The organism is Mucilaginibacter gilvus (assembly GCF_004054195.1).
Lineage (GTDB): Bacteria > Bacteroidota > Bacteroidia > Sphingobacteriales > Sphingobacteriaceae > Mucilaginibacter > Mucilaginibacter gilvus.
The window spans coordinates 460151-483368 of record NZ_SBIW01000007.1 but is presented as its reverse complement, the minus strand read 5'-3'; the positions used below and the strand labels follow the sequence as shown (position 1 = coordinate 483368).

Here is a 23218-nt window from a genome sequence, read left to right as displayed (position 1 = left end):
TAGAGATTATAGTGGTTAAAAAGGTTTGCCGAAGCGGTGATTTTAAGAGTTATAAACATTAACATTTGCTTAGCTTTTCATTTGCAACAATTCCAACTTTTACAACCTCTCTTAACCTATTTCAATTTCAAAGCCTCTATTATTTTCTCGGCATCAAAATCGCGGTCTACCGATGGCAGGTAAACATCAAACGCTTCTGCCTGTAGTTTTTTTGCATACTGGTCGTTAAAAAAGTGTTTACCATCTTTTATCACATAGTTCAGGATGAAAAAGCGGTACGCCTCTTTCATAAACCGGATCTCATCGGCCGTAAGCGGATACACTTTGTGGTACTCTTTCAGAAAGGTGATAAACCTATCCTCCATCATTGGGCCTATTACGTAACTAAACACCGTACGGTCGCCAACATCAGATACCACCCTGCTGAAAAAGTAAAAGTCGAGAACGCGGTAGCTCATCCTAAACCAATCGTAATCCCAGCGTGAATATAGCTCATAATTCGGGGTGACAGAAAAATTCCCGATGTTCCAGTCAATAAATACCGGGATAATATCGAAGGATGACATATTGTATTTAGAGCGGTTGCGCAGGAACAGGTCGCAATGATATTTTAAAAAATCTACCTGCATGGCCGAGCCAAAGTTCCTTTCGTTCTTCTCTAATTGCTGCTGCAACGAATAGATATCTGTACGAAGGGTTTTAGACGATTTTGGCAGCACATTTTTCACCCTGCTACAGGCTTTATGAAATTTACCCAGCTGGTGCCCGAGCTTTTTAATGAGGTTATCATCCAGCCGTTTGGGTAACCTATCGAGGATGCGGGTTGGGTTGTAAAACACCACCCAGGCATCTGTTTTGCCATATTTATAATGGTAAATATAAACGCGGTTGTTTTTCAACAGCGATTTGGCGAGCAAATTCTCAAACGGGTAAAGCAGGTTATTACTCAGTGAATGGATGATACGATGATCTTCCTTAAAATGCTCGAATTTGCCAAATAGAGATAGCTTGGCGATGATGATATCCTCATCATCAAAGGTGATACGGTACACGTGGTTGGTAGATACCATCGCGCTGATATCCTCAACACTTTTAATGGTTTTGGAAGCATCATAGCCTTCCCAAGCTTTTTTTATAATGATAGAAAAGTCCATAGTTGTCTGAACCGGGATTAAGCGGATTAATGCGATTTTTTGGATTTTGATTGTCCTAAAGCAGAAATTCTTAATACAGTTTAAATTGGTTTGGCGTCAAATATACTATTGTTAAACTTTTTATTGAGCAGCCTTTTAAAAGTTAACGACTTACTTCCAAAATTTATTAACAGCCCAATTTGAATATTATAAGCTTCAAGATAATTTATAGCCTGGGCAAGATGAACATCTTCCAGTTGAATAATGGCTTTAAGTTCGACTATTACCAAGCTTTGAACAAAGAAATCGACCCTACGCTTGCCCACCTCTACTTCACGGTAATAGATAGGCATTTCTTTTTCTCGTTCAAATATCAATCCTTGATATCCCATTTCAACCTCCAACGCACGCTGGTAAATCACTTCCTGAAAATCATTGCCTAACGCCGAATGAACCTTCATAGCGCATCCTATTATTTGACGTGTGAGTTCATCGTGTTTAAGTTGTCTTGCATATATATTAATGAACAGGATATTCAAAATTAAATAAATCGTAAAATCCGCTTAATACCGGTTCAGATTATTTCGAAATACCTCTTCAACTCCCAATCGCTTACGCTTTTGGCGTATTGGCGGTGCTCCCAAAGGCGGGTTTGAGTAAAATGCTGTACAAAGCCGGCACCGAAGAGCTCTTTGGCGATGGATGAATTTTGCATAGCGGTTGCCGCGTCGAACAGGTTGGCATGCAGGCTGCCGTTGCTTTTATCCTGGTAGCCGTTGCCAACGGTTGGAGCAATGTTTAATTCGAGTTTATTCTTAATGCCATAAAGCCCTGATGCAAGTGCGGCTGCGATAGCCAGATACGGGTTGGTATCTGAGCCCGGGATGCGGGTTTCCAGGCGGGTGTAACCTATGGATGTGTTGATCACCCGGAGCGCCGTGGTACGGTTATCTATCCCCCAGGTAATAGTGGTTGGCGCCCAGGCTCCTTCTACAAGGCGCTTGTAACTATTAATAGTTGGCGCGTACATGGGCAATAAATGAGGCATGCAATAAAGTTGACCGGCAAGGTATTGCTTATGCAGTTCGCTCATTTTGTTTTCGTCGGTGCCATCGTAAAATAAGTTTTCGGTTTCATCTTCGCTCCAAAGGCTTTGATGGACGTGCCCACTACAGCCCGGAAGGTTTTGATTCCACTTGGCCATAAACGTTGCGGTAATGCCATGTTTGCTCGCTATCTCTTTTACGGCTGTTTTAAATAGTACCGCCTTATCGGCAGCGGCCAGGGTTTCGCAATGTTCAATGGCGGCTTCATAAACACCCGGCCCTGTTTCGGTATGCAGGCCTTCTATCGGGATATTAAATTGGGTAAGCAGATTAAACAGGTCGTAATAAAAATCGCTGTTTTGTGAGGTACGCAGAACAGAATAGCCAAACATCCCCGGTGTTAGCGCTTCCATGTTGGCAAAACCTTTATCATATAAGCTTTGCGGTGTTTCTTTAAAATTGAACCACTCAAACTCCTGCGCAAATTCCGCGTGGTAGCCCATGGATTTACACTCGCCAATTGTTTTTTTAAGTAAGCTCCGCGGATCGGCAGGCACGGTGTTGCCATGCGGCCCGCTGTAGTCTGCCAAAAAGAAGGGGATATTATCCTGCCAAGGCACAGTGCGGAAAGTGGAAAGATCGATATAGCACAGCTTATCCGGATAACCGGTGTGCCAGCCTGTTAAATCAACATTATCGTAGCAAACATCATTGCTGTCCCAGCCAAAAACCACGTCGCAAAAACCGTAACCGGTTTTTAATCCATCGAGGAATTTTTTTGTACTGATCACTTTACCGCGTAGAACGCCATCTACATCTGCAAAGGCGAATTTAACTTTGGGGATGTTATTTTCTTTAATATAGGCTATTACCTGTTCTTGATCCATCTGGTTTAGTATAAAATGCCAATTTAAGCAAGTTTAATAGATTATAGCGGATCTAAATTTTTACAAGTATATTTAACTATGGCAAATATGTATTTGTTTGTATATGGAACGCTACTGCAAAGCGATAACCAATTCGCCCAATATTTAAACCAACACTGCGATTTTATTATAACTGGAAAGATAGCAGGTATATTGTACGATATTGGTGAATACCCGGGATTAGTTATTGATGATAACGCCGGTGACGTTTTCGGCAGCATTTACCAAATTCGCAACACACAGGTATTAAAGGAGATAGATACCTATGAAAGTGTTGGTGCCGATGAAGAGCAGCCGAACTTATACCAACGGATCTATCATTCAATTGAAACGGCAGACGGACCGAAAGACGCCTGGGTTTATATCTACAATTTACCAATTGAAGGGTTGCTCCGAATACCATCCGGCGACTACATGGAATATCTGAGGCAAAAAAAATCCCCCGGTAGTTAAACCAGAGGATTTGTAATTTGATAAAGGGGTATTACAATTTTGCAGATTTAACTGTTTTGATGATAACCGCAGCAACCTTGTATGGATCAGCGGCAGAGTTAGGGCGACGATCTTCCAGGTAGCCGCTCCAAGCGTGGTCCACCGTGTAAAGTGGGATACGGATAGAAGCACCACGATCTGATACGCCGTAGCTAAAATCGTTGATAGAAGCAGTTTCGTGCTTGCCTGTTAAACGTAATTCGTTATGTGCGCCGTATACAGCAACACACTCAGCAACTGCAGGGCGGAAAGCCTCGCAAATAGCTGTAAAAATTTCTTTACTGTTTGCAGTACGTAAAGTAGTGTTAGAGAAGTTAGCGTGCATGCCCGAACCGTTCCAATCTAATTCACCTAACGGTTTGCAATGCCAGTTGATAGATACGCCGTGTGCTTCGCCTATACGCTCTAATAAGTAACGTGCAACCCAAATTTGGTCACCAGCTTCTTTAGCGCCTTTAGCAAATATCTGGAATTCCCATTGGCCGGCAGCAACTTCCGCGTTTATACCTTCAACATTTAAGCCTGCTTCTAAACAAGCGTCTAAGTGTTCTTCAACAATGTCACGACCAAAAGCGTTATTAGCACCTACCGAGCAGTAGTAAGGGCCTTGTGGCGCGGGGTAACCATTTACCGGGAAACCAAGAGGTTTGTTGGTTGAAGGATCATAAATGAAATACTCCTGCTCAAAACCAAACCAGAAATCGTTATCGTCATCCTGGATCAAAGCACGGCCGTTAGACACGTGAGCTTCGCCTTTAGAATCTAACACTTCGCACATTACAAGGTAAGCATCTTTACGCTGTGGGTCCGGACAAGCGAACACAGGTTTTAATACGCAATCAGATGAACCACCCGGTGCCTGCTCGGTTGAAGAACCATCAAAGCTCCAGTTATCCAAATCTTCAACCTTGCCGCTGAAAGATTTTACAATTTTTGTTTTGCTACGTAAGCTTTGTGTCGGTTTGTACCCATCAAGCCAGATGTACTCGAGTTTTGTTGCCATTTTTAATGAATTTTGTAATTTTAAGTTTAAATTATAGTTCGTGTTGAGCTTTTACTATGTTATACAATGCGAATTTAATGTAAATTTATAAATATCATAGCAAATTTTATAAAAATTATAAAAATTTACAATAAATAGCTTTATAAATTTCTAAATCAATTAATTATCTATGTATTCTATAGTTATAGATAAGTAATTTTGGCGAAATGCAATCACAGAGTCAAAATAACTATGCACGCATAGCGATTTAATCGAACAAGTCCTCATTCATTTAACAAATAGTATCAATTCCCCGATGCAACTCCCCAATAGCAACTATTTCTGATCTTTTTTAATAGAGCAGCATCAGTTTTCACCTCTATCTTGGTATTACCGGCTAAAGAATAGACTTTGGCCAAATTGTTATCGTACAAAAACGAGGCTATCTTATGTGGCGCGGGGATTTTATCGATCACGTCTACCCTTAGCGCATTTGTTGATTTTATTTCGCTTATCGTATCCTGCGGCTGCACTGTTTTAACATAGTTGATGATGAATTTTACTTCTTTTTCAGACATCGCCGCCTTTTTATAGTTGTAGTCGGCTTTTACAATTTCTAACAGGCATTTTACACAGGGTTCGGCTATGGTTGCATTACCGTAATTCTTTTGCGGATTGTTTATCACGCTGTCTTTTTTACCATTTACCACAACGGCAGTTTTAGTAACGGTATCAGATGCGGGCTTAGGTTTATTACTGTTGCAGGCACCTAAAGTAATCAGCGCAATGGCTGAGATAAATAATGCAGGTCGGTTCATGATTTTATAATTTGTTACTAACAGGAACAATTATCCCCTCACTTTGTGTTTTAATATAGGCATGGCACACCGCTTGGTAAATGTTCCGAACATTAAAAACATCGGTTTAAACGATTTAATGACATGTTATTCTTTAAAATTTCTTAAAATTGTCTGATTTATACTTTACACGTGCTCTTCCGGCAGATGTTCCGTCATTCTGCCTTAGGTGTGAAAATTTATCATTATTAGTTTATAAAGAAGGTTTCAACAGGCAAACAATTTATTTGAATGTATCTTTAGCATTCAATACTATCATGAATAACGGCAATAAGGTTTCAAATACAACGGTTGATGTAGTTTTGGTTGGCGCAGGCATAATGAGCGCTACACTTGGGGTAATGCTAAAAGAGCTTCAACCCGATCTGTCTATAGAAATATTTGAACGGCTCGATTCTATTGCCGCGGAGAGTTCTGATGCCATGAACAATGCCGGAACCGGCCACTCCGCTTTTTGCGAACTTAATTACACCCCTCAAAAAAAAGACGGAACCGTTTCTGCCGATAAAGCCATCCAAATTGCCGAGCAGTTTGAAATCACCAAAGAGTTTTGGGCGCACCTGGTAGAGAACAAATTTGTAGGTGAGCCGCAAACATTCATCAGCAAAATACCGCACATCAGCTTTGTTTGGGGTGCCGATAATGTTACTTATCTCAAAAAACGTTGCGAGGCCATGACCAAACATCATTTTTTTAAGGACATGGATTACTCTGAAAACCACGCGCAGCTAAAAAAATGGATGCCCCTGGTGATGGGAGGCCGCGAGGACGACCAAAAGGTAGCAGGTAGCTATATGGATATTGGTACCGATGTAAATTTCGGCACCCTTACCCGTACCCTGTTCAACTGGCTGGAGGAACAGCCAAATGTAAGCCTGAATCTAAACCACGATGTTGCCGATATTAAGCGTAATAAAGACAATAGCTGGTGCATAAAGGTAACCGATAAAGTAACCTGCCAAAAACGTAAGCTAAATGCAAAATTTGTGTTTGTAGGTGCAGGTGGCGGCGCTTTGCCCCTGTTGCAAAAATCGGGCATTGAAGAGAGCAAGGGTTTCGGTGGTTTCCCGGTAAGCGGGCAATGGTTGGTTTGTAACAACCCCGCGGTTGTTGCAAAGCACAACGCAAAGGTTTATGGTAAAGCATCTGTTGGCGCGCCGCCTATGTCGGTACCGCATCTGGATACCAGGATGATAGACGGCAAAAAAGCACTGTTGTTTGGCCCTTACGCTGGTTTCTCTACCCGTTTCCTTAAAAAAGGCTCCTTATTAGATTTGTTTGGATCTATAAAATTGAACAACTTATTACCACTGCTTGCTGTTGGCCGCGATAACTGGGATTTGACCAAATACCTCATTGGTCAGGTGCTGCAATCCCCTGCCGATAGGCTAAAAGCTCTGCAGGAATATTTCCCCGATGCCGAAGCTGCCGATTGGGAGCTTGAAGTAGCGGGCCAGCGCGTGCAGGTAATAAAAAAAGATAAAGATAAAACCGGCGTATTGCAATTCGGTACCGAAGTAGTTACCTCCGCTGATGGCAGTATCTCTGCATTGCTTGGCGCTTCGCCGGGCGCATCAACATCGGTACCTATTATGGTGGAACTGATAGAGCGTTGTTTTAAAGACAAAGTAAAAACACCGCAATGGCAGGCCAAATTGAAGCAAATGATTCCTTCTTACGGGCAATCACTTGTTAAGAATGAAGAATTAGCCGATGCTACAAGGGCACGGACCAGTAAGACGCTGGGGTTGGTTTAAGCTTACTCTTCGGTTGCCAGTGTAAATGCAACGGGTATAGAGTATTGAACCCTAACTGGCTTACCATCTTGAAGTCCCGGATTCCACGGCGGTGATTCTTTCATAACGCGAATTGCTTCGTTACTTAAACTTTCACCGGGAGATCTTAAAACCTTAAAGTTGGATAAGCTTCCATCTTTCTCTATCACAAAACGGCCCAAAACTTTTCAAGTCGGGCCGTTTTGCATTGCATTTAGTATATCTTATTTAAAAATCGTCGCTACTTATATTACTGTTCACAACGGCATCGGTCACTTTAAAGTCCGCTGCAACACCGCCTACCGAAGTTTTTTCGGCGAATGGTATTTTTATACCCGTGGCAATACCACGGTAGTCGCTATACGATGACGGCGTACCGCCGGGCACATCGGTTACGCGTTTTACTTTGAAGCCTGTTTTAGGGTCGTAGTAGTGTTTTACACGAACACCATCCGGGTTGGTGATGCTAACCAAATACACCAGCTGATTATCAACCACCTGCATTTCGGGAGCTAACTCCAGTTTATAGCCGGCTTTGCCGTAATCCAGTTCAGGGAAAAGCTTGTATCGGTTTCTTACCCGCGGGTTTTCTTCTTTACTAACCGGTGCATCGTTGTTAAACTGCTTCATCCTGATGCTGTCGCCATTAATTATAATGTTATTGAGCACAAAGTTATTGTACGATGGTGCGATGATGTTAAGAAAAAACTTATCTGGCGTTTTGTATTTGGCCGTCATTTTAATACCAACACCTTGGAATGTTCCGTCGGAATTAACCGTTAAATCTTTAACATCTTTAAGTTTACCCTCGCCGCCAACTGCGCTGATGTAGGCATTGATAATATCCGCCGCTGTTTTGCCTTTTGCAACCAACTGCCCGCTTAAGGAATTATTATCCGGGTTTACATCGGGCAGCAAATGATCCGGGTCTAAGGTTACGTAGGTTATTTTGGATGTTGATTTATACGGGAAAGTCCAGGTATTACCGCGCTGCCATATTTCGGCAGGTAATTTTATAGTGCTGCTTTTGCCGTTTTCCTCCATCACAAAGGCAGTTACAGGCAGGGCCATTTCTCCCAGGTTCTCAATGGTTATTAACGCCCCTTTCGCAGGGTCGTTATCTGTATAGTTTATTTCTTTCAATCCCTGGTCAAGCTTCCAGGTTTGCAGAAACCACTCGTTCCAAAACCAGCTCAGGTCCTCGCCTGCGGCGTTATCCATGCTGTGAAAAAAGTCCCATGGGGTGGGATGCTTAAATGCCCAACGCTTAATATACGTGCGAAAAGCAAAATCAAAACGCTCTTCGCCAAGGATCTGCTCGCGCAGAATGGTAAGCCCCATGGCCGGTTTTTCGTAAGCGGCCACACCTAAAAAGTCGGTTTGTATTACATCAGGGGTGTTCATTATCGCGTCAGCGGTCGCGCTAAAGTTATAAGAAGCACCTGCCTGGATATCCTCTTTGGTATAATATTCGCCTTTGTTAAATACTTTGGTATCCACCTTATTAATAAAGGTATTAAAGCCTTCGTCCATCCAGGCGTATTTGCGCTCGTTAGACCCAACTATCATCGGGAACCAGTTGTGACCAAACTCGTGGTTGGTAACTTCCCATAAACCGCCGCCCTGGCTTTGATGGCTGCAAAACACAATGCCCGGGTATTCCATACCGCTTACAGGGCCGCCAACGTTTGTAGCAACCGGGTAAGTATATTCAAACCATTTGCCCGAGTATAGTTCTATCGAAGCTTTAACATATTCGGTTGATCGGCCATAAGCAGCTTTGCCACCGCTGGCCACCGGGTAAACCGATTGCGCCAAAGCCTTTTTACCGTTAGACAGGTTGATGCGTGCCGCATCCCAAACAAATGCTTTTGATGCTGCCCAGGCTATATCGCGGGCGTTCTTGCAGAAGAAGTGCCAGGTAAGCGTTGGCTTTTTCACATAAGCGTTGCCGCCAACCACTTCTGCCGAATCTTTTATCATCACGGTTTTATCACTGGCTTTGGCCAAAGCAAGGCGTTTTAACGCGGTTGGTGTAAGCACTTCTGTTGGGTTAAGCAACTCACCCGAACCTACCAGCACCAGGCTTGCCGGCGCGGTAATGGTGTAGTCAAAATTGCCATACTCTAGGTAAAACTCAGACGCTCCTAAATAAGGAATGGTGTTCCAGCCGCTTACATCATCGTAAACTTCCATACGCGGGTACCATTGGGCAATATCGTAGATCCAGCCCTGCGGTGTTTTTAAACGGCCGGTACGGTCTGTACCATACTCGGATACATCGTAAGCGTAATCTATTTTAAACTGGATCTTGGTACCGTTAGCACGCAACGTATCTTTCAGCTTTATCTGCATCCGGGTATCATTCACCAGGTAATTGGCCTTCTCGGCTTTGCCTTTATTTAAAATGGTTACGCCTTTTAACTCGTACCCTTTAGTAAAACCATTATTGGCAAAACGACCGCCGCCCACCACCGTTGTGGCCTGCGCGCGTGAATCCTCGCGGAGGATGTTCTGATCTAATTGCAGCCACAAAAAGTCGAGTCCATCCGGGCTGTTGTTGGTGTAAGTGATAATAACGCTGCCGCTTAACCGGTGCTTCAGGGTATCAAGCGTTACGTCTATCTTGTAATCGGCATGGTTTTGCCAGTATTTAGCACCCGGCGAACCCGAAGCGGAGCGGTATATGTTACCTTTTTCGGGATAGAACAGCGGACTGAACACCTTATGCTGATCGTATTTAGGTGCAGGTTTATCGGTATTTTGCGCGTTTGCCGTATAAGTACAAACGGATAGCAAGAGCAAAAGGGCTTTGTGGTATATTTTCATTTTTTTAGACGGATGATTTAAAAGCTAATATATTGTTTTTTCGGAAACGAGTATGCGATTATCTAAACATCGGCGTTAAACCCTTGCCTATTTTTTATATTTTTGCAGTAAGCCTGTTTCGCTGATTTGAGCGACCCGAGCATTTTCTTTTTCCTGATAAATGGATATATCTGTTGTAGTACCGCTGTATGATGAAGTTGAATCCTTACCTGAGCTTACCTCGTGGATAAGCAAGGTAATGGCCGAGAACCGTTTTAGTTACGAGATAATTTTAATTGACGATGGCAGTAGCGACGGATCCTGGGATATGATCGTGAAGCTTAAGGATGGTAACCCGCATATCAGGGGAATTAAATTCAGGCGCAATTATGGCAAATCTGCCGCGCTTAATATTGGCTTTGAGGCTACTAAGGGCGATGTTGTGATTACGATGGATGCCGATCTGCAGGACAGCCCCGATGAAATTCCAGGCCTTTACCGCCGTATCACCCAGGATAACTACGATTTGGTATCTGGTTGGAAAGCAAAGCGTTACGACCCACTTAGCAAAACACTCCCGACCAAATTATTTAACGCCGCTACCCGCAAAATGAGTGGCATCCCCAACCTGCACGATTTTAACTGCGGCTTAAAGGCCTACCGTAAGGCAGTTGTAAAAAACATAGAGGTTTACGGCGAAATGCACCGCTATATACCCGTGCTGGCCAAATGGGCGGGCTTCACCAAAATTGGCGAACAGGTAGTGGAGCACCGTGCCCGTAAATATGGCAAAACCAAATTCGGCATGAGCCGCTTTGTAAACGGGTTTTTAGATCTTCTTTCGATATTTTTCGTAGGCAAATTTGGCAAACGGCCCATGCACTTTTTTGGTATGATGGGTACGTTGAGTTTTTTAACAGGATTGTTCATTGCGATATGGATCATCAGCGAAAAACTATACCTGATAGCACACGGCCTGCACTATCGCGACATCACCGATAATCCATTATTTTACCTTGCCCTTGTTGCCATCATATTAGGTTCGCAGTTGTTTTTAACCGGCTTTGTTGCGGAACTGGTTTCGCGCAACGCACCCGAACGCAATAAATATCAAATTGAAGACTCAATTTGAAAATGCGTTAATTTGAAAATATTGGGTTTTTCATTTTCAAATCTTCAAATTGCCAAATCATCTAATTAGCTAAATGTTTTTTTCCATCATTATCCCTTTATATAACCGCCCGCAGGAGATCAGCGAATTGCTGGGCACGCTTACCCTGCAAACTTATAAACAGTTTGAGGTATTGGTTATTGAGGATGGTTCCACTAAGCGGGCGGAGGACATTGTAAAAAGCTACGCCGACAGGCTCGACTTAAAATACTTTGAGAAAGCGAACGAAGGCCAGGGCTTTACCCGCAACTTTGGGTTTGAGCGTGCTATGGGCGACTACTTTATCATATTTGATTCGGATTGCCTCATTCCGCACAATTACCTGCAAATTGTAAACGATTCGTTGAATGAGAACTGGCTGGACGCCTACGGCGGACCGGATGGAGCACACCCTTCATTTACTCCTGTACAAAAAGCCATCAGCTACAGCATGACTTCCCCTTTTACTACCGGCGGTATCCGTGGCAATAAAAAAGGGATTGGCCAGTTTCATCCGCGCAGCTTTAATATGGGCATATCGCGCAAGGTGTGGGAGAACGCAGGCGGCTTTATTATTACCCGCCTCGGCGAGGATATTGAATATAGTATCCGCATCCATTCCTTAGGTTATAAAATAGGCCTGATACCTGACGCTATTGTTTATCATAAGCGCCGTACCGATTTTGTAAAATTCTTTAAGCAGCTCCATTTCTTTGGCCGGGCAAGGATCAACGTTTATAAGTTTTTCCCCGATCAGTTGAAGGTTGTGCATTTTTTCCCGGCGGTGTTTACGCTTGGGTTAATATTCACACTTATTGCTAACATATTTGGATGGCTTATAGCTATATTGTGTAATACTATAGTAGGCCTTATTATTTTGTTGATATTTTTTCACTCGTGGTGGAAAAACAAATCGGCAAAAATTGCATTTTTGAGCATAATAGCTGCCTTTACCCAACTTACTGCTTATGGGTTAGGATTTATGCAGGATTATTGGAAGCGGGTAGTTTTAAAAAGATCATAATAACATAGCATGTACCACCCTTTTTCTGTTTCCGAGACTTTAAAAACATCCTGGTATATTCTCAAAAAGAATTTCGCCGTTATCAGCGTTTACTCTATTTTGTCGCTGTTGGTGATGGCCTTCCTTATCTTTTGGATCTACTTTTTTACGGCGAACTCAACCATCGGGCTTATTGTTTTTTTTGTATTGCTTATCATCATCAGTTATAACTTTTTAGCTTTTGTAAAACTAATATTCAAGCTGATGGATAACGCCTACCACGAATTTAGCATGAAGGATATAATCCCATCTTTCAAAATGGTTGGTAGCTATCTAACCTTGTTATTAACCATCAGCGCGCTAATTGTATTCCTTTCTAAAGGTGTAGAAAAACTGAATGACGGAATGACCAAATACGTTTTAGGCATTATGGAGTTCTACATCTCGCAGTTCTTCATTTTATTTTACTTCCCGCTGTGTACCTGCTTTATTGTGGACGATCACTCGGGTCCGTTTGAATCGGTGGCGCAAAGTTTTGGGTTGATGAAGGGAAATATTGTAAAATATTTTATCTTGTTTATTGTGGTAGAGGTTTTAGCCGTTATTGCTTCCTCAACCATAGTAGGCTTTATACTGGTGATACCTATTGTAAACATCATTTTAGCGGTGACATATCGCAAACTGGTTTACAGCCACTTGGATGTGGACGATGATGTTGCCGAAACCAATTAATTATGGGTTTAAAAGCAGCACTAAGCAAGGCATTCGCCTTTTTTGTTAACCGGCAGCTAAACCAGATCCGCCAAAACGCGGTAGCTCTTCAGCAGAAAACTTTCAGCAATTTAATTCACGATGCCAAAGGCACGGCTTTCGGTACCGACCATAACTTCGGTTCCATCAACAGCTACGAAGATTTCAAAAAACAAGTCCCCGTGCGCGATTATGAGGAACTTCGCCCCTACATTGAACGCGTAACCAAAGGCGAAGCCAATGTGCTTTGGCCTGGGAAACCAGCTTATCTCGCCAAAACATCGGGCACTACCTCTGGGGTAAAATATATTCCCATTTCCAAAGAAAGTATGCCCGAGCATATTAAAGCCGCGCGTAATGCTTTACTAAGTTACATCCACGAAACGGGGAAGGCCGATTTTGTGGATGGTAAAATGATATTTTTACAGGGTAGCCCTGTGCTAAGTGAAAAGGAAGGCATTGCTGTAGGTCGCCTATCGGGCATTGTGGCGCACCATGTACCAGGGTACCTGCAAAAAAACAGACTGCCATCTTACGAAACCAATTGTATTGAAGACTGGGAGCAAAAGGTAGATGCCATTGTGCAGGAAACCGTTAAAGAGGATATGCGACTGATATCAGGCATACCGCCATGGTGCCAGATGTATTTTGACAGGCTTTCGGCGGTATCGGGCGGTAAAAAGGTTAAGGATATCTTTCCAAACTTTAAACTTTTTGTGCATGGCGGCGTAAACTACGAACCCTACCGCGCCCGTATGGAGGAAGTTATCGGCACCAAAATAGATTCGATAGAAACTTACCCCGCTTCCGAAGGTTTTATCGCTTTCCAGGATTCGCAAAAGGAAAAGGGCTTACTATTGATGGTAGATGCAGGAATATTTTACGAATTTATCCCCAGCGATGAATTTTTTAATGATAACCCAACCCGCATCAACCTGAAAGATGTGGAACTGGAACGCAACTACGCACTTATCCTCAATACAAGCGCGGGTTTATGGGGCTACAGTTTGGGCGACACCATTAAATTCGTATCTAAAAACCCTTATAAAATTGCGGTTACGGGTCGTATTAAACATTACATATCAGCCTTTGGCGAACACGTAATAGGCGAAGAGGTAGAACAGTCGCTAATGGGCGTAGCCGCCGAAGAAGGTGTGGATGTAATTGAGTTTACCGTCGCGCCGCAGGTAACACCCGCTGCGGGCGAGTTACCCTATCACGAGTGGTTTATAGAATTTGGCAGAGAGCCAAAAGATGTTAAGACATTTGCGTTAAAAGTTGACAAGGCCCTCCAAAAGAAAAACATTTACTATTTAGATCTGATCGAAGGAAACATTTTACAGCCTTTGGTTATCCGCAGTTTAAAAAAAGATACCTTTATCAATTATATGCGCAGCCAGGGGAAACTGGGCGGCCAGAATAAAGTTCCGAGGCTATCAAACGACCGGAAAATTGCGGACGAATTAAATCCGTATATCAGTAACATTTAAGAACAATCAGCGTCTTTAAGCTGTATAAAAGCTGAGGCGTATTAGGATACTATAATTGAGCAACAACATTAAAAATATAGCCATACTCGGCTCTACCGGCAGCATTGGCACGCAAACATTGGATGTTATTAAGGATAACCCGGGCATGTTTCGCACATTTATGCTTACCGCCCATTCCAACGCCTACCTGCTCATACAGCAGGCCATCGAGTTCCTGCCGGAATACGCTATCATCTGCGATGAATCTAAATACGCCGAGGTAAAGGCGGCTTTGTCCCACTTGCCCATAAAGGTTTCGTCTGGGCACCAGTCTATAAAAGACATGGTAACCCATCCGGACATCCATGTAGTACTTACCGCTATGGTTGGCTTTGCAGGCTTAGAGCCCACCATAAACGCCATTAAAGCCGGCAAGGATATCGCGTTAGCTAACAAAGAAACATTGGTAGTTGCCGGGGAATTGGTTACAGCGTTGGCAAAAGAACATAACGTTAAGATATTACCGGTAGACAGCGAGCACTCGGCCATCTTTCAGTGCCTTGCAGGTGAAGAGCATAATAAGATAGAAAAGATCATCCTTACAGCTTCGGGCGGGCCATTCAGGGGTAAAACGACCGATTTTCTGGCTGGCGTTACACGCGAGCACGCACTAAAGCACCCCAACTGGGTGATGGGCGCCAAAATAACCATCGACTCGGCGTCGTTAATGAATAAGGGGCTGGAAGTTATCGAGGCCAAATGGCTGTTCGGCCTGGAAGCGGATCAGATAGACGTTATTGTCCACCCGCAATCCATTGTCCATTCGCTTGTACAATTCGAGGATGGATCTATAAAAGCGCAAATGGGTTTGCCCGATATGAAATTGCCTATCCAATATGCCTTATCCTACCCAAACCGCGTTAAAAACAACTTTAAACGGTTTGATTTTGTGAACTACCCTAATCTCAGCTTCGAGAAACCGGATCTGGATACCTTCCGAAATCTTAAACTGGCCTTTGAAGCGCTAAACCGTAAAGGGAATATGCCCTGCATCATCAACGCGGCTAACGAGATAGCAGTAGCGGCGTTCCTGAATAATGATACCGGTTTTTTGGATATGAGCGATATTATTGAAACCTGTATGACAAATATAGGTTATATAGAGCAACCCACCCTGTCCGACTATTTGAATACTGATAAAGAAACACGCATATTTGCGCAAAATTTAATAAAGCAAATGCCGTTAAAGGCATACGATCTTAAAGAGAAATAATAACGAATGGATATATTGATCATGGCCGGCCAATTAATACTTGGCCTTTCAATTTTAGTGATACTACATGAGTTTGGGCATTTTATAGCCGCCCGGGCTTTCGGAATAAAAGTGGAGAAGTTTTACCTGTTCTTTGATGCCTGGAATTTCAGCCTTTTTAAATTTAACTACAAGGGTGTTGAATACGGCATAGGCTGGCTGCCATTGGGCGGCTACGTAAAAATTGCCGGGATGATAGATGAATCGATGGATACCGACCAGTTGGCCGGTCCGCCGCAACCCTGGGAGTTTCGCTCCAAACCAGCCTGGCAACGCCTTATTGTAATGCTTGGCGGTATCATTGTAAACATCATCGTCGGCATATTTATATTTTGGGTGCTTACCATAAAATACGGTGAAACCTATATCCCTAATGCTAACGTCAAATACGGTATAGTACCGGGTATTATAGGTAAAAAGATGGGCCTAAAGGCTGGTGACAAGATCACCGCCGTAAACGGTAAACCCGTCGAACGCTTTGAAGACCTCAGCAGCTCAAAAGTATTGCTCGATAAAACGGTTTTAAGCGTTGAGCGTGGCAGCCAGCATTTGGAAGTAAAAGTACCGCCTACCATTCTAAACGATATATCGGATTATACGATAGAGGAATTTATCAGCCGTATTCCCCGCAGTAAGTTTAGCGTTGATTCGGTTTCGGGAGAGGCTAAGAGAATTGGCCTTACAAAAGGCGATAGTATTATTGCCATTAACAGTAAACCGGTGCCGTTCTTTGACCAATTTCAGGAGGTTTTGCAGGCCAACAAAAGTAAAGAGGTGCAACTTTCGGTAAGGCGTAAAGACACCGTATTGATGATGCCTGCTAAAATTGATGCCGCCGGTAAGTTAGGTTTCTACAGACCTAAAAAAGAGGTGATTCCCGAAATGAAAACCATTAACTATGGTTTCTTCGCCGCTTTGCCCGTTGGTGCAAACAAAGCCTGGGATATGTTCAGCAGCAATGCAAAAGGTATTAAAAAGATCTTTACCGGCCAGGTTAAGGCCAACAAAGCCATATCCAGCCCAATTGGGATAGCGGTAATGTTTGGTGGCACCATAGATTGGATTCGTTTCTGGAGCCTGGTAGGCTTCCTATCTATGGTATTGGCTCTAACCAATTTGCTGCCTATCCCCGGTTTAGATGGCGGGCACACCGTGTTCCTGCTTATTGAGATGATAAAAGGAAAACCACTTAGCGATAAATTCTTAGAACGCGCGCAAATAGTAGGCTTTGTATTATTGATCTCCCTGATGGTGTTCGCATTCGGAAATGATATTGTGAAACAGTTTACTAAACACAGGTAGACTCGTTAGTAAAATATAAAGATGATGTCCGAAAAGTATTGCTTTTCGGACATCATCTCGTTTAAGGGGTGCTATTTTTTTGTAATTGAAAGACATTATGCCGTTGCCAAACCGCCACTATTGTGTTTCTTCTTTAAGATCAACGCCGCGCTCAGGGAAACGATCAGTCCAACCGGCAAAATCTCTCTAAGCGCCATTCCAGCCACTTCAATAAATAACAGCACAGCCAGCGACACACCGTAAAGAATTACAGACAGGTATTTTGCCAGGTGAGTTGTTGCCATGATTGCGTATTGATTTATAAAAATATAAAAATCGACGGATTAATTAAAGCGTTCATTCGGATATCGCCGCCTGTTTGGTTTGTGTAACCTTCTGAAAACGGCCCTTTATCCGCAGAAAATAACGCTCGAAACCGAAGTAAGAAATTGACGCGAGTATAATCACCAGTATAATGGTTCCTAAATACACTATCACAACTTGCCAAAAGGTGCTGGCTGGGTGAATGTAGTTGCGCACAATATACAGCATCAACATCAGCGGGTATTTATGCAGGAGGTAAATACCGTAAGAGATTTTACCGCAGTATGTTACCACCTTGTTGCCTAAAAAAGCATTAGTGTTCCCCGGTTCGCAAAGGTAAACCATAATGAGCGCCGAAAACGCAGAGATAACAAGGTCGCCCTGCGCTATCTCCTTGTATACAAATAAGCAGATAAAGGCAATAAACGCGCCCGACAGCGCCATTTGAAAGTATCTGTTGAACAACAGGTTAAACGCGGCCTGAAACCTGAATGTAAAGCAGTTATTTTTGGTATTAAAGTATAATAAGGCTACTATGGCACCAATCATCATATCATCAAACCGGGTAAAGTATAAAAACTGATCGAGGTTGAGCAAAAAATGGCTTTGGTATTGGTAATACCTTACTATAAGATTCAAGGTTACCAGCACTATTAGTATCCCCGTTAGGGTGTATAATATGTTCTGAACTTTCTTCTGCCGGAAAATGTGCGGGTGGAAAATATAAAACTGCTCCTCAACACCTATCGACCAAATGGGATCGAACATATCGGGCAGCAGTTTCATACAAAAAGCCACGTTGGGCATTAGAAACACGCTCAGCCAAAGTGCGTGCATGGATCCTTTAGCCGGGTATAAAAAAAAACCTACCGCTATCAGCAGGAAGTATAAAGGCCAGATCCTTAAAATGCGGCGGATATAGAAGTGTTTCAGGGATACCTTTTGGAAGCGCTTTTTCTCTTCGAGCAATAAATAGCTGATAAGGAAACCGCTCAGCGTAAAAAATATAGTTACCCCTATTTTCCCAAAGTTTTTAAATTCGGTAACGTCCTGATGTTGATTGCCCTGAAGCTGAATATGCGACAATACAACCATTAAAGCAGCTATTGCCCTTATTCCATCCAAGTTGGAGAAATATAAATACGCTTTTTTTGGAACTGACGCCGCTTCTCCGCTCATTTATCATATTTATCGTTAATGGTACTGTCCGTTAAAGGGATAACCGCGGTAAACGTATTTGTACAGGTATCTATATCAAATTCGTATGCAAAACGGCTACAGGCCCTGGCGATGATCATCAACCCAAAGTGCTCCGGTAAGCGCAGCAGATCAGTTTCTTCGGGCCCCGTTTCTTCAACAAGGAATTGTACAAGGCAATTATTTTTAACCGCAGCGTTTAAATTGCTGCCATTGCCGCTGTAAATACATACTTTACGGCCAGCCTGGTGGTTTCCAGGAAGGGGCCACTCGTGGTTTATTCCGCCACAATGTATCACCAGCGGGTTCCCCTTATCGGTTTTTTTTATGATAATATTTCCCTTATCCACCTGTAGCCAAACCTCGGTTTGCGCTCCGCCGTTATGTTTTAATGCATTGGTGAGCAATTCCATCAATACCAATTTCACTTTTGGGAGTACCCCGTCCTCCATGGCTGTTTTCTGTTGCAGAAAATGAACCCCTTCCAACACCAGCGGATATAGCTCATCAGCCGCATAGTTGAATATCAATTGTTTCGAGATACTGGCAGCCATACTATTTGCCTTTGTTGGCAATAGCACTATCCGTGCTATCAAATATTTTAAAGGCCTTATCCAGGCGTATCAGTTGGAACAGCCCTAAGATGTCTTTATTTAAGCCGGCCACCACTATTTCGGCCTTATTGGTAATGGCATGTTTTAGTGCCGATACCAGCTTCCCTAAAAAGGAGCTATCCACGTAAGTTACCTCTTCAAAATTCACAATTATATATTTGCCTCCGCCGTCTATGTGCGCAAACAGCTCTATTTTAAACTTTTCAGATACCGTTAAATTGGCTTCTTTAACTTGTATTGTGACCACCAAAACATCCTGGTGCTTATTGGTTTGTAGTATCATTAGGTGGTTCTTTTTAAATATATTAAGCTGCAATCATCAATATGCTCGTTCGATTTGCATTTCAGAAAGTCGCCGGCCTTAAAATCAGCAAAGGGCCGCCTCAAAAAAGGGGTAACCGCTTTAATAAATGAATTATAATCTGTTTTTTTACCTGTTTCAGTATCAGCATCTATTATTCCATCGGTAAGAATAAAGACCTGGTCGCCCCTGCTTAGTTTTACTATGATCTCATCAAAATCGCCATCGGGCATCAAGCCCAGTAGCATACCAGATGAACGCACTTCCTTTGCCGCACCCTTTTTACTGTTATAATAAAACAAAGGCAGATCCCCCGCCCCGGAATACTTAATTATCGATTCTTTTGCATCTATTAAAACCAGCGAAAGGCTCGATAGCACATCATTCACCACAGGATCGTGGTACACCACCGAATTTATTTTCTGCAGGATACTTTTTGTGGAGAAATTCCCTTCGGAAATACAGATCCGCACCGCCGCGCGTATATAGCTCAAAAACCCGAATGAAAAATACCACGCCCCCCACTTTTTGCCCATCACATCGCCTAAAACTACAAAAGTGTGCCGTTCGTCAACCGTAATAAAATCTATAAAATCGCCACCCGGGTAATTTTGAAAAGGCTTATGCCAAAAATCAACCTCAAAACCTCCTATAACCGGCAGCTTCTGCGGTACCGAATGCAGATTAAGCGCCATGGCGGCTTTGCTCAACTCCTTTAGCGTACGTTCGTGCTGCTCGCGTACAGTAGTTAAAAAGTTGTTTATTTTAGTTACTATCACCCTCACAGGGGTATCCTTCAGTATATAATCTACAGCCTCCAGGTTAATGCCTTCCAGCATCACATCGCTATCCACCTCGCTGGTGAGAAACATAAATGGGATATCTTTAAATTCCGTGCCGATGAGGTTTTGCCTAAACTCAAAGCCATTAACCTCCGGCATGTGATAGTCTGATAATATAATATCTGGCCGTTCTTCTTTCAATAACTCCATAGCCTGCCTGGCAGATCCCGCCTTCATACACTCAAATCCTTCTTTACCCAATGCCCTTCCCATCATCTCCAGTACAAGGGTATTGTCATCAACCAATAAGATCGTTTTTGATAAAGGCATGGGAATGGTTTAGATATTGTGCTTTTTTAATACGCTGCTCAAAAATAAGTAAACACCCGTAAAAACAATAAGCAGCGATATAATATCCATAATAGTAATGCCATCGTTATCGTTAAAATAGAATACTGTGAACATTTCAAAATAAGGCGGCGCAGGCATAATAATCATAGCCATGCCAAGCGTGATCATAATAATGCCAATAATAACCACTATGCTTTTTTTAACCCGTTCCCGCGTAATATATTTCCTGCTAACATCACTATCCAACTGATGCTGCGATAACAAAAACTCGAAACCGTTAAGCATCTCAAGCCGGTCCTGCTCGGTATCCAATTCCTTAAAGGCCTCTATCTTTTGCGGCAGCGAGGCTTCGTCGAGCGCATGAAGCAATTTTTGCTGAACAGCTTTTATCCTTCCGGCGTCAGCTACTCCTTTCCGGAGTAATGCCACCAATTCATCTGCTTTTATTTCAAGCAAAGCACCTTCATCCAAAACTTCCTTGTCGTTCAACTTTTTAATTCCTTATAAAATGCCTAACTTTTGCTAATATTATAGCGTAAAACACACATCAATATATTTTGCATGAAAAGGGTTTCCGTAGTCACCATCAACTTCAATCAGGACAAGATAACAGAAGAACTGTTAAATTCTATCGCCGAAACAAACACCTACGAAAACCTGGAGGTAATTGTCGTTGATAATGGCAGCACCGTAAATCCCGTACCCAAATGGGCACCTAAATACCCTACTGTTAAGTTTATACGTTCCGAAGTAAATTTGGGTTTCTCTGGTGGCAACAATATCGGCATAAAACCCGCAACCGGCGATTATTATTTCCTGGTAAACAACGATACCGAGTTTACGCCGGGACTTGTTCAAAAACTGGTTGATGTACTGGATACCCACCACGAGGTTGGCATTATCTCCCCAAAGCTGAACTATCACTTCGATAAAACGCTGATACAATATATGGGCTTTACACTGGTTGATTATTACACCTGCCGTAACCAGGCAGTTGGCAAAAACCAGCGCGATGTGGGGCAGTTCGATAATTTTTTAGGGCAAACCGGTTATTGCCATGGCGGTGCCATGATGGTGAAGCGCGAAACCTGTGAAAAAGCCGGCTTAATGGCCGATAACTTCTTTATTTATTATGAAGAGGTGGATTGGGGCGAACGCATCAACAAATCGGGCTACCAGGCCTGGGTACACGGCGGCGCGGTTATTTATCACAAGGAATCGATGACGGTTGGAAAAAACAGCCCATTTAAAGAGTACTTCATGAACCGCAACCGCATCCTGTTTATCCGCCATAACGCACCCGCGTTTAAGGCATTTGTGTTTTACATCTATTTTGTGATAATGGTTGTACCGCGTAATATTATTAATTACATAAAAGAGAAGCGATATAATTTTATTGGTTTACTTTTCCGCGCTGTATGGTGGAATATCACCCATAAAAAAACCAGCACCGAATTGGGGTACACCATAAACAAAATTTCATGACGATCACATTTTGGCTGAGCCTGTTTATCGCCTTCTACACATTTGTTGGCTACGGTATACTGCTATTTATCATTATCAAAATAAAGCGCGCCCTAAAAGGCCGTAAAGTGGTTACCGACATTGCCGACGAACTGTTACCAGAGTGTACCCTGGTTGTGGCCGCTTACAACGAAGAACATTTTATTGCTGAGAAAATTGCTAACAGTTTGGCGCTTAACTACCCTGCCGGTAAGCTTAAATTTGTTTTTGTTACCGATGGCTCATCTGACAGGACGACCGAAATTATAGCGCAATACCCGCAAATACAATTACTTCACCGGCCAGAACGTGCCGGTAAAATTGCCGCCGTACATCGCGCAATGGAATATGTTACCACCGAAGCCGTGGTATTCACCGATGCCAACACTTTTTTAAACGCAGATGCCATGAAACGGATCTGCCGCCATTACGCCGATGCAACGGTTGGTTGTGTTGCCGGGGAGAAACGTGTACAAATAGACACCAATGCAGATGCCAGCGCCGCAGGCGAAGGGTTTTACTGGAAGTATGAATCTGCCCTTAAAAAATGGGATTCGGAATTATACTCGGTTGTGGGGGCTGCTGGCGAATTGTTTAGTGTACGCCGCAATTTGTACCAGGATGTAGAGCCGGATACCGTTTTAGATGATTTTATGATATCGATGCTGATAGCCGCAAAAGGCTTTCGAATTATTTACGAGCCGGAAGCTTACGCCCTGGAGACGGCATCAGAAAACGTTAGCGAAGAGCTGAAACGCAAAATACGCATTGCTGCCGGTGGCATGCAATCTATACTGCGGTTGCTGCCTTTACTATTATCGTTTAAGTACCCACTGCTATCTTTTCAATACGTAAGCCACCGCGTTTTACGCTGGACGGTTACCCCGTTCTTTTTGATATTGGCCTTCATCACCAATTTAGCACTGGCCTTTGCCGGGCAGGGCCTGATATATCAACTCCTGTTTGCCGGGCAGGTATTCTTTTACCTGCTGGCCTTCCTTGGCTTTATTATGGAGAAAAGGCACATCCGTGTAAAAGCACTGTTTGTGCCCTATTACTTTTGTGTGATGAATTACGCCGTTTTAGCAGGCATCATCCGCTACTTCACCACAAAACAAAGCGCCATTTGGGAAAAAGCACAGCGCAAACAGTAGTTGGTTAA

23 protein-coding genes are annotated in these 23218 nt (G+C 43.1%); 10 read left to right on the top strand and 13 right to left on the bottom strand.

Annotated elements, in window-relative coordinates:
- Positions 1-116 precede the first annotated feature (116 nt).
- The 3 genes from EPL05_RS16440 to EPL05_RS16430 all read right to left on the bottom strand — a co-directional run bounded on the left by EPL05_RS16440 (position 117) and on the right by EPL05_RS16430 (position 3066).
- Positions 117-1154 (bottom strand): hypothetical protein, encoded by a 1038-nt coding sequence (locus tag EPL05_RS16440; RefSeq protein WP_128535062.1) that lies wholly within the window; start codon positions 1152-1154, stop codon positions 117-119.
- An 80-nt stretch (positions 1155-1234) separates the two neighbouring features.
- On the bottom strand, positions 1235-1672 hold the full coding sequence (locus EPL05_RS16435) for a GxxExxY protein (protein WP_262708195.1): 438 nt from the start codon (positions 1670-1672) through the stop codon (positions 1235-1237).
- A gap of 35 nt (positions 1673-1707) precedes the next feature.
- Positions 1708-3066: a glutamine synthetase family protein gene (locus EPL05_RS16430; protein ID WP_128535061.1), complete on the bottom strand. Its 1359-nt coding sequence runs from the start codon at positions 3064-3066 to the stop codon at positions 1708-1710.
- Positions 3067-3144: 78 nt separating this feature from the next.
- Between EPL05_RS16430 and EPL05_RS16425 the strand changes: the two genes are divergently transcribed.
- Positions 3145-3558, top strand: coding sequence for a gamma-glutamylcyclotransferase family protein (locus tag EPL05_RS16425; protein WP_128535060.1), 414 nt, complete (start codon positions 3145-3147; stop codon positions 3556-3558).
- Positions 3559-3589: 31 nt separating this feature from the next.
- Here the strand turns inward: EPL05_RS16425 and EPL05_RS16420 are convergent, their stop codons facing one another.
- Together EPL05_RS16420 and EPL05_RS16415 are read right to left on the bottom strand one after the other, a co-directional pair.
- The gene (locus tag EPL05_RS16420) at positions 3590-4600 is read right to left on the bottom strand and encodes a glutamine synthetase beta-grasp domain-containing protein (RefSeq protein ID WP_128535059.1); all 1011 of its coding nucleotides are present in this window, start codon (positions 4598-4600) and stop codon (positions 3590-3592) included.
- A gap of 284 nt (positions 4601-4884) precedes the next feature.
- On the bottom strand, positions 4885-5397 hold the full coding sequence (locus tag EPL05_RS16415; protein WP_128535058.1) for a hypothetical protein: 513 nt from the start codon (positions 5395-5397) through the stop codon (positions 4885-4887).
- 266 nt (positions 5398-5663) lie between these two features.
- On the opposite strand from EPL05_RS16415, the gene EPL05_RS16410 reads away from it, so the two are divergent.
- Complete coding sequence (locus EPL05_RS16410; protein ID WP_262708194.1) at positions 5664-7193, top strand: malate:quinone oxidoreductase; 1530 nt, start codon at positions 5664-5666, stop codon at positions 7191-7193.
- A 2-nt stretch (positions 7194-7195) separates the two neighbouring features.
- On the opposite strand, the gene EPL05_RS16405 is transcribed toward EPL05_RS16410, so the two are convergent.
- Both EPL05_RS16405 and EPL05_RS16400 read right to left on the bottom strand, forming a co-directional pair.
- Positions 7196-7381: an energy transducer TonB gene (locus EPL05_RS16405; RefSeq protein WP_243837311.1), complete on the bottom strand. Its 186-nt coding sequence runs from the start codon at positions 7379-7381 to the stop codon at positions 7196-7198.
- Between the two features lie 58 nt (positions 7382-7439).
- Positions 7440-10040, bottom strand: a complete 2601-nt coding sequence (locus EPL05_RS16400; protein ID WP_166727728.1) for a M1 family metallopeptidase — start codon at positions 10038-10040, stop codon at positions 7440-7442.
- A 160-nt stretch (positions 10041-10200) separates the two neighbouring features.
- On the opposite strand from EPL05_RS16400, the gene EPL05_RS16395 reads away from it, so the two are divergent.
- The 6 genes from EPL05_RS16395 (at position 10201) to rseP (ending at position 17005) form a co-directional block, all read left to right on the top strand.
- Positions 10201-11151, top strand: a complete 951-nt coding sequence (locus EPL05_RS16395; protein WP_128535055.1) for a glycosyltransferase family 2 protein — start codon at positions 10201-10203, stop codon at positions 11149-11151.
- A 73-nt stretch (positions 11152-11224) separates the two neighbouring features.
- Entirely contained in the window at positions 11225-12193 is a 969-nt protein-coding gene (locus EPL05_RS16390) for a glycosyltransferase (protein ID WP_128535054.1), read from the top strand.
- A 9-nt stretch (positions 12194-12202) separates the two neighbouring features.
- Positions 12203-12904: a hypothetical protein gene (locus EPL05_RS16385; RefSeq protein WP_128535053.1), complete on the top strand. Its 702-nt coding sequence runs from the start codon at positions 12203-12205 to the stop codon at positions 12902-12904.
- Between the two features lie 2 nt (positions 12905-12906).
- Positions 12907-14412 carry a GH3 auxin-responsive promoter family protein gene (locus EPL05_RS16380; RefSeq protein ID WP_128535052.1) on the top strand — a complete coding sequence of 502 codons (1506 nt, stop codon included), beginning with the start codon at positions 12907-12909 and terminating at the stop codon, positions 14410-14412.
- 55 nt (positions 14413-14467) lie between these two features.
- Positions 14468-15664 (top strand): 1-deoxy-D-xylulose-5-phosphate reductoisomerase, encoded by a 1197-nt coding sequence (locus EPL05_RS16375; RefSeq protein WP_128535051.1) that lies wholly within the window; start codon positions 14468-14470, stop codon positions 15662-15664.
- 6 nt (positions 15665-15670) lie between these two features.
- Complete coding sequence (gene rseP / locus EPL05_RS16370; protein ID WP_128535050.1) at positions 15671-17005, top strand: RIP metalloprotease RseP; 1335 nt, start codon at positions 15671-15673, stop codon at positions 17003-17005.
- Positions 17006-17100: 95 nt separating this feature from the next.
- Here rseP and EPL05_RS16365 read toward each other — a convergent pair whose 3' ends face one another.
- From EPL05_RS16365 to EPL05_RS16340, 6 genes are read right to left on the bottom strand one after another with little or no spacing between them, the layout of a single operon-like run.
- Complete coding sequence (locus EPL05_RS16365) at positions 17101-17289, bottom strand: hypothetical protein (RefSeq protein WP_128535049.1); 189 nt, start codon at positions 17287-17289, stop codon at positions 17101-17103.
- Positions 17290-17341: 52 nt separating this feature from the next.
- Positions 17342-18487, bottom strand: coding sequence for an acyltransferase family protein (locus EPL05_RS16360; RefSeq protein ID WP_128535048.1), 1146 nt, complete (start codon positions 18485-18487; stop codon positions 17342-17344).
- Complete coding sequence (locus EPL05_RS16355; RefSeq protein ID WP_128535047.1) at positions 18484-19059, bottom strand: ATP-binding protein; 576 nt, start codon at positions 19057-19059, stop codon at positions 18484-18486. Before EPL05_RS16355 ends, EPL05_RS16360 begins: the two co-directional genes overlap by 4 nt.
- Position 19060: 1 nt before the next feature.
- Positions 19061-19402: an STAS domain-containing protein gene (locus EPL05_RS16350; RefSeq protein ID WP_128535046.1), complete on the bottom strand. Its 342-nt coding sequence runs from the start codon at positions 19400-19402 to the stop codon at positions 19061-19063.
- Entirely contained in the window at positions 19402-20532 is a 1131-nt protein-coding gene (locus tag EPL05_RS16345; RefSeq protein WP_128535045.1) for a fused response regulator/phosphatase, read from the bottom strand. The genes EPL05_RS16350 and EPL05_RS16345 overlap by 1 nt, the downstream gene beginning before the upstream one ends.
- Positions 20533-20541: 9 nt before the next feature.
- Entirely contained in the window at positions 20542-21042 is a 501-nt protein-coding gene (locus EPL05_RS16340; protein WP_128535044.1) for a hypothetical protein, read from the bottom strand.
- Between the two features lie 72 nt (positions 21043-21114).
- Here EPL05_RS16340 and EPL05_RS16335 point away from each other — a divergent pair, with 72 nt between their 5' ends.
- Together EPL05_RS16335 and EPL05_RS16330 are read left to right on the top strand one after the other, a co-directional pair.
- A complete protein-coding gene (locus EPL05_RS16335) occupies positions 21115-22038 on the top strand; it encodes a glycosyltransferase family 2 protein (RefSeq protein ID WP_128535043.1) in 924 nt (307 codons plus the stop codon).
- Positions 22035-23210, top strand: a complete 1176-nt coding sequence (locus EPL05_RS16330) for a glycosyltransferase family 2 protein (RefSeq protein ID WP_128535042.1) — start codon at positions 22035-22037, stop codon at positions 23208-23210. Before EPL05_RS16335 ends, EPL05_RS16330 begins: the two co-directional genes overlap by 4 nt.
- The last annotated feature ends 8 nt before the right edge of the window (positions 23211-23218 follow it).

What these genes read in the sequence shown, in the direction of transcription:
- EPL05_RS16365 (WP_128535049.1), bottom strand. Translation starts at nt 17,289, where the DNA reads ATGGCAACAACTCACCTGGCAAAATACCTGTCTGTAATTCTTTACGGT.
- EPL05_RS16390 (WP_128535054.1), top strand. Translation starts at nt 11,225, where the DNA reads ATGTTTTTTTCCATCATTATCCCTTTATATAACCGCCCGCAGGAGATC.
- EPL05_RS16350 (WP_128535046.1), bottom strand. Translation starts at nt 19,402, where the DNA reads ATGATACTACAAACCAATAAGCACCAGGATGTTTTGGTGGTCACAATA.
- EPL05_RS16420 (WP_128535059.1), bottom strand. Translation starts at nt 4,600, where the DNA reads ATGGCAACAAAACTCGAGTACATCTGGCTTGATGGGTACAAACCGACA.
- EPL05_RS16345 (WP_128535045.1), bottom strand. Translation starts at nt 20,532, where the DNA reads ATGCCTTTATCAAAAACGATCTTATTGGTTGATGACAATACCCTTGTA.
- EPL05_RS16330 (WP_128535042.1), top strand. Translation starts at nt 22,035, where the DNA reads ATGACGATCACATTTTGGCTGAGCCTGTTTATCGCCTTCTACACATTT.
- EPL05_RS16415 (WP_128535058.1), bottom strand. Translation starts at nt 5,397, where the DNA reads ATGAACCGACCTGCATTATTTATCTCAGCCATTGCGCTGATTACTTTA.
- EPL05_RS16395 (WP_128535055.1), top strand. Translation starts at nt 10,201, where the DNA reads ATGGATATATCTGTTGTAGTACCGCTGTATGATGAAGTTGAATCCTTA.
- EPL05_RS16385 (WP_128535053.1), top strand. Translation starts at nt 12,203, where the DNA reads ATGTACCACCCTTTTTCTGTTTCCGAGACTTTAAAAACATCCTGGTAT.
- EPL05_RS16400 (WP_166727728.1), bottom strand. Translation starts at nt 10,040, where the DNA reads ATGAAAATATACCACAAAGCCCTTTTGCTCTTGCTATCCGTTTGTACT.
- EPL05_RS16430 (WP_128535061.1), bottom strand. Translation starts at nt 3,066, where the DNA reads ATGGATCAAGAACAGGTAATAGCCTATATTAAAGAAAATAACATCCCC.
- EPL05_RS16440 (WP_128535062.1), bottom strand. Translation starts at nt 1,154, where the DNA reads ATGGACTTTTCTATCATTATAAAAAAAGCTTGGGAAGGCTATGATGCT.
- EPL05_RS16335 (WP_128535043.1), top strand. Translation starts at nt 21,115, where the DNA reads ATGAAAAGGGTTTCCGTAGTCACCATCAACTTCAATCAGGACAAGATA.
- rseP (WP_128535050.1), top strand. Translation starts at nt 15,671, where the DNA reads ATGGATATATTGATCATGGCCGGCCAATTAATACTTGGCCTTTCAATT.
- EPL05_RS16355 (WP_128535047.1), bottom strand. Translation starts at nt 19,059, where the DNA reads ATGGCTGCCAGTATCTCGAAACAATTGATATTCAACTATGCGGCTGAT.
- EPL05_RS16360 (WP_128535048.1), bottom strand. Translation starts at nt 18,487, where the DNA reads ATGAGCGGAGAAGCGGCGTCAGTTCCAAAAAAAGCGTATTTATATTTC.
- EPL05_RS16425 (WP_128535060.1), top strand. Translation starts at nt 3,145, where the DNA reads ATGGCAAATATGTATTTGTTTGTATATGGAACGCTACTGCAAAGCGAT.
- EPL05_RS16380 (WP_128535052.1), top strand. Translation starts at nt 12,907, where the DNA reads ATGGGTTTAAAAGCAGCACTAAGCAAGGCATTCGCCTTTTTTGTTAAC.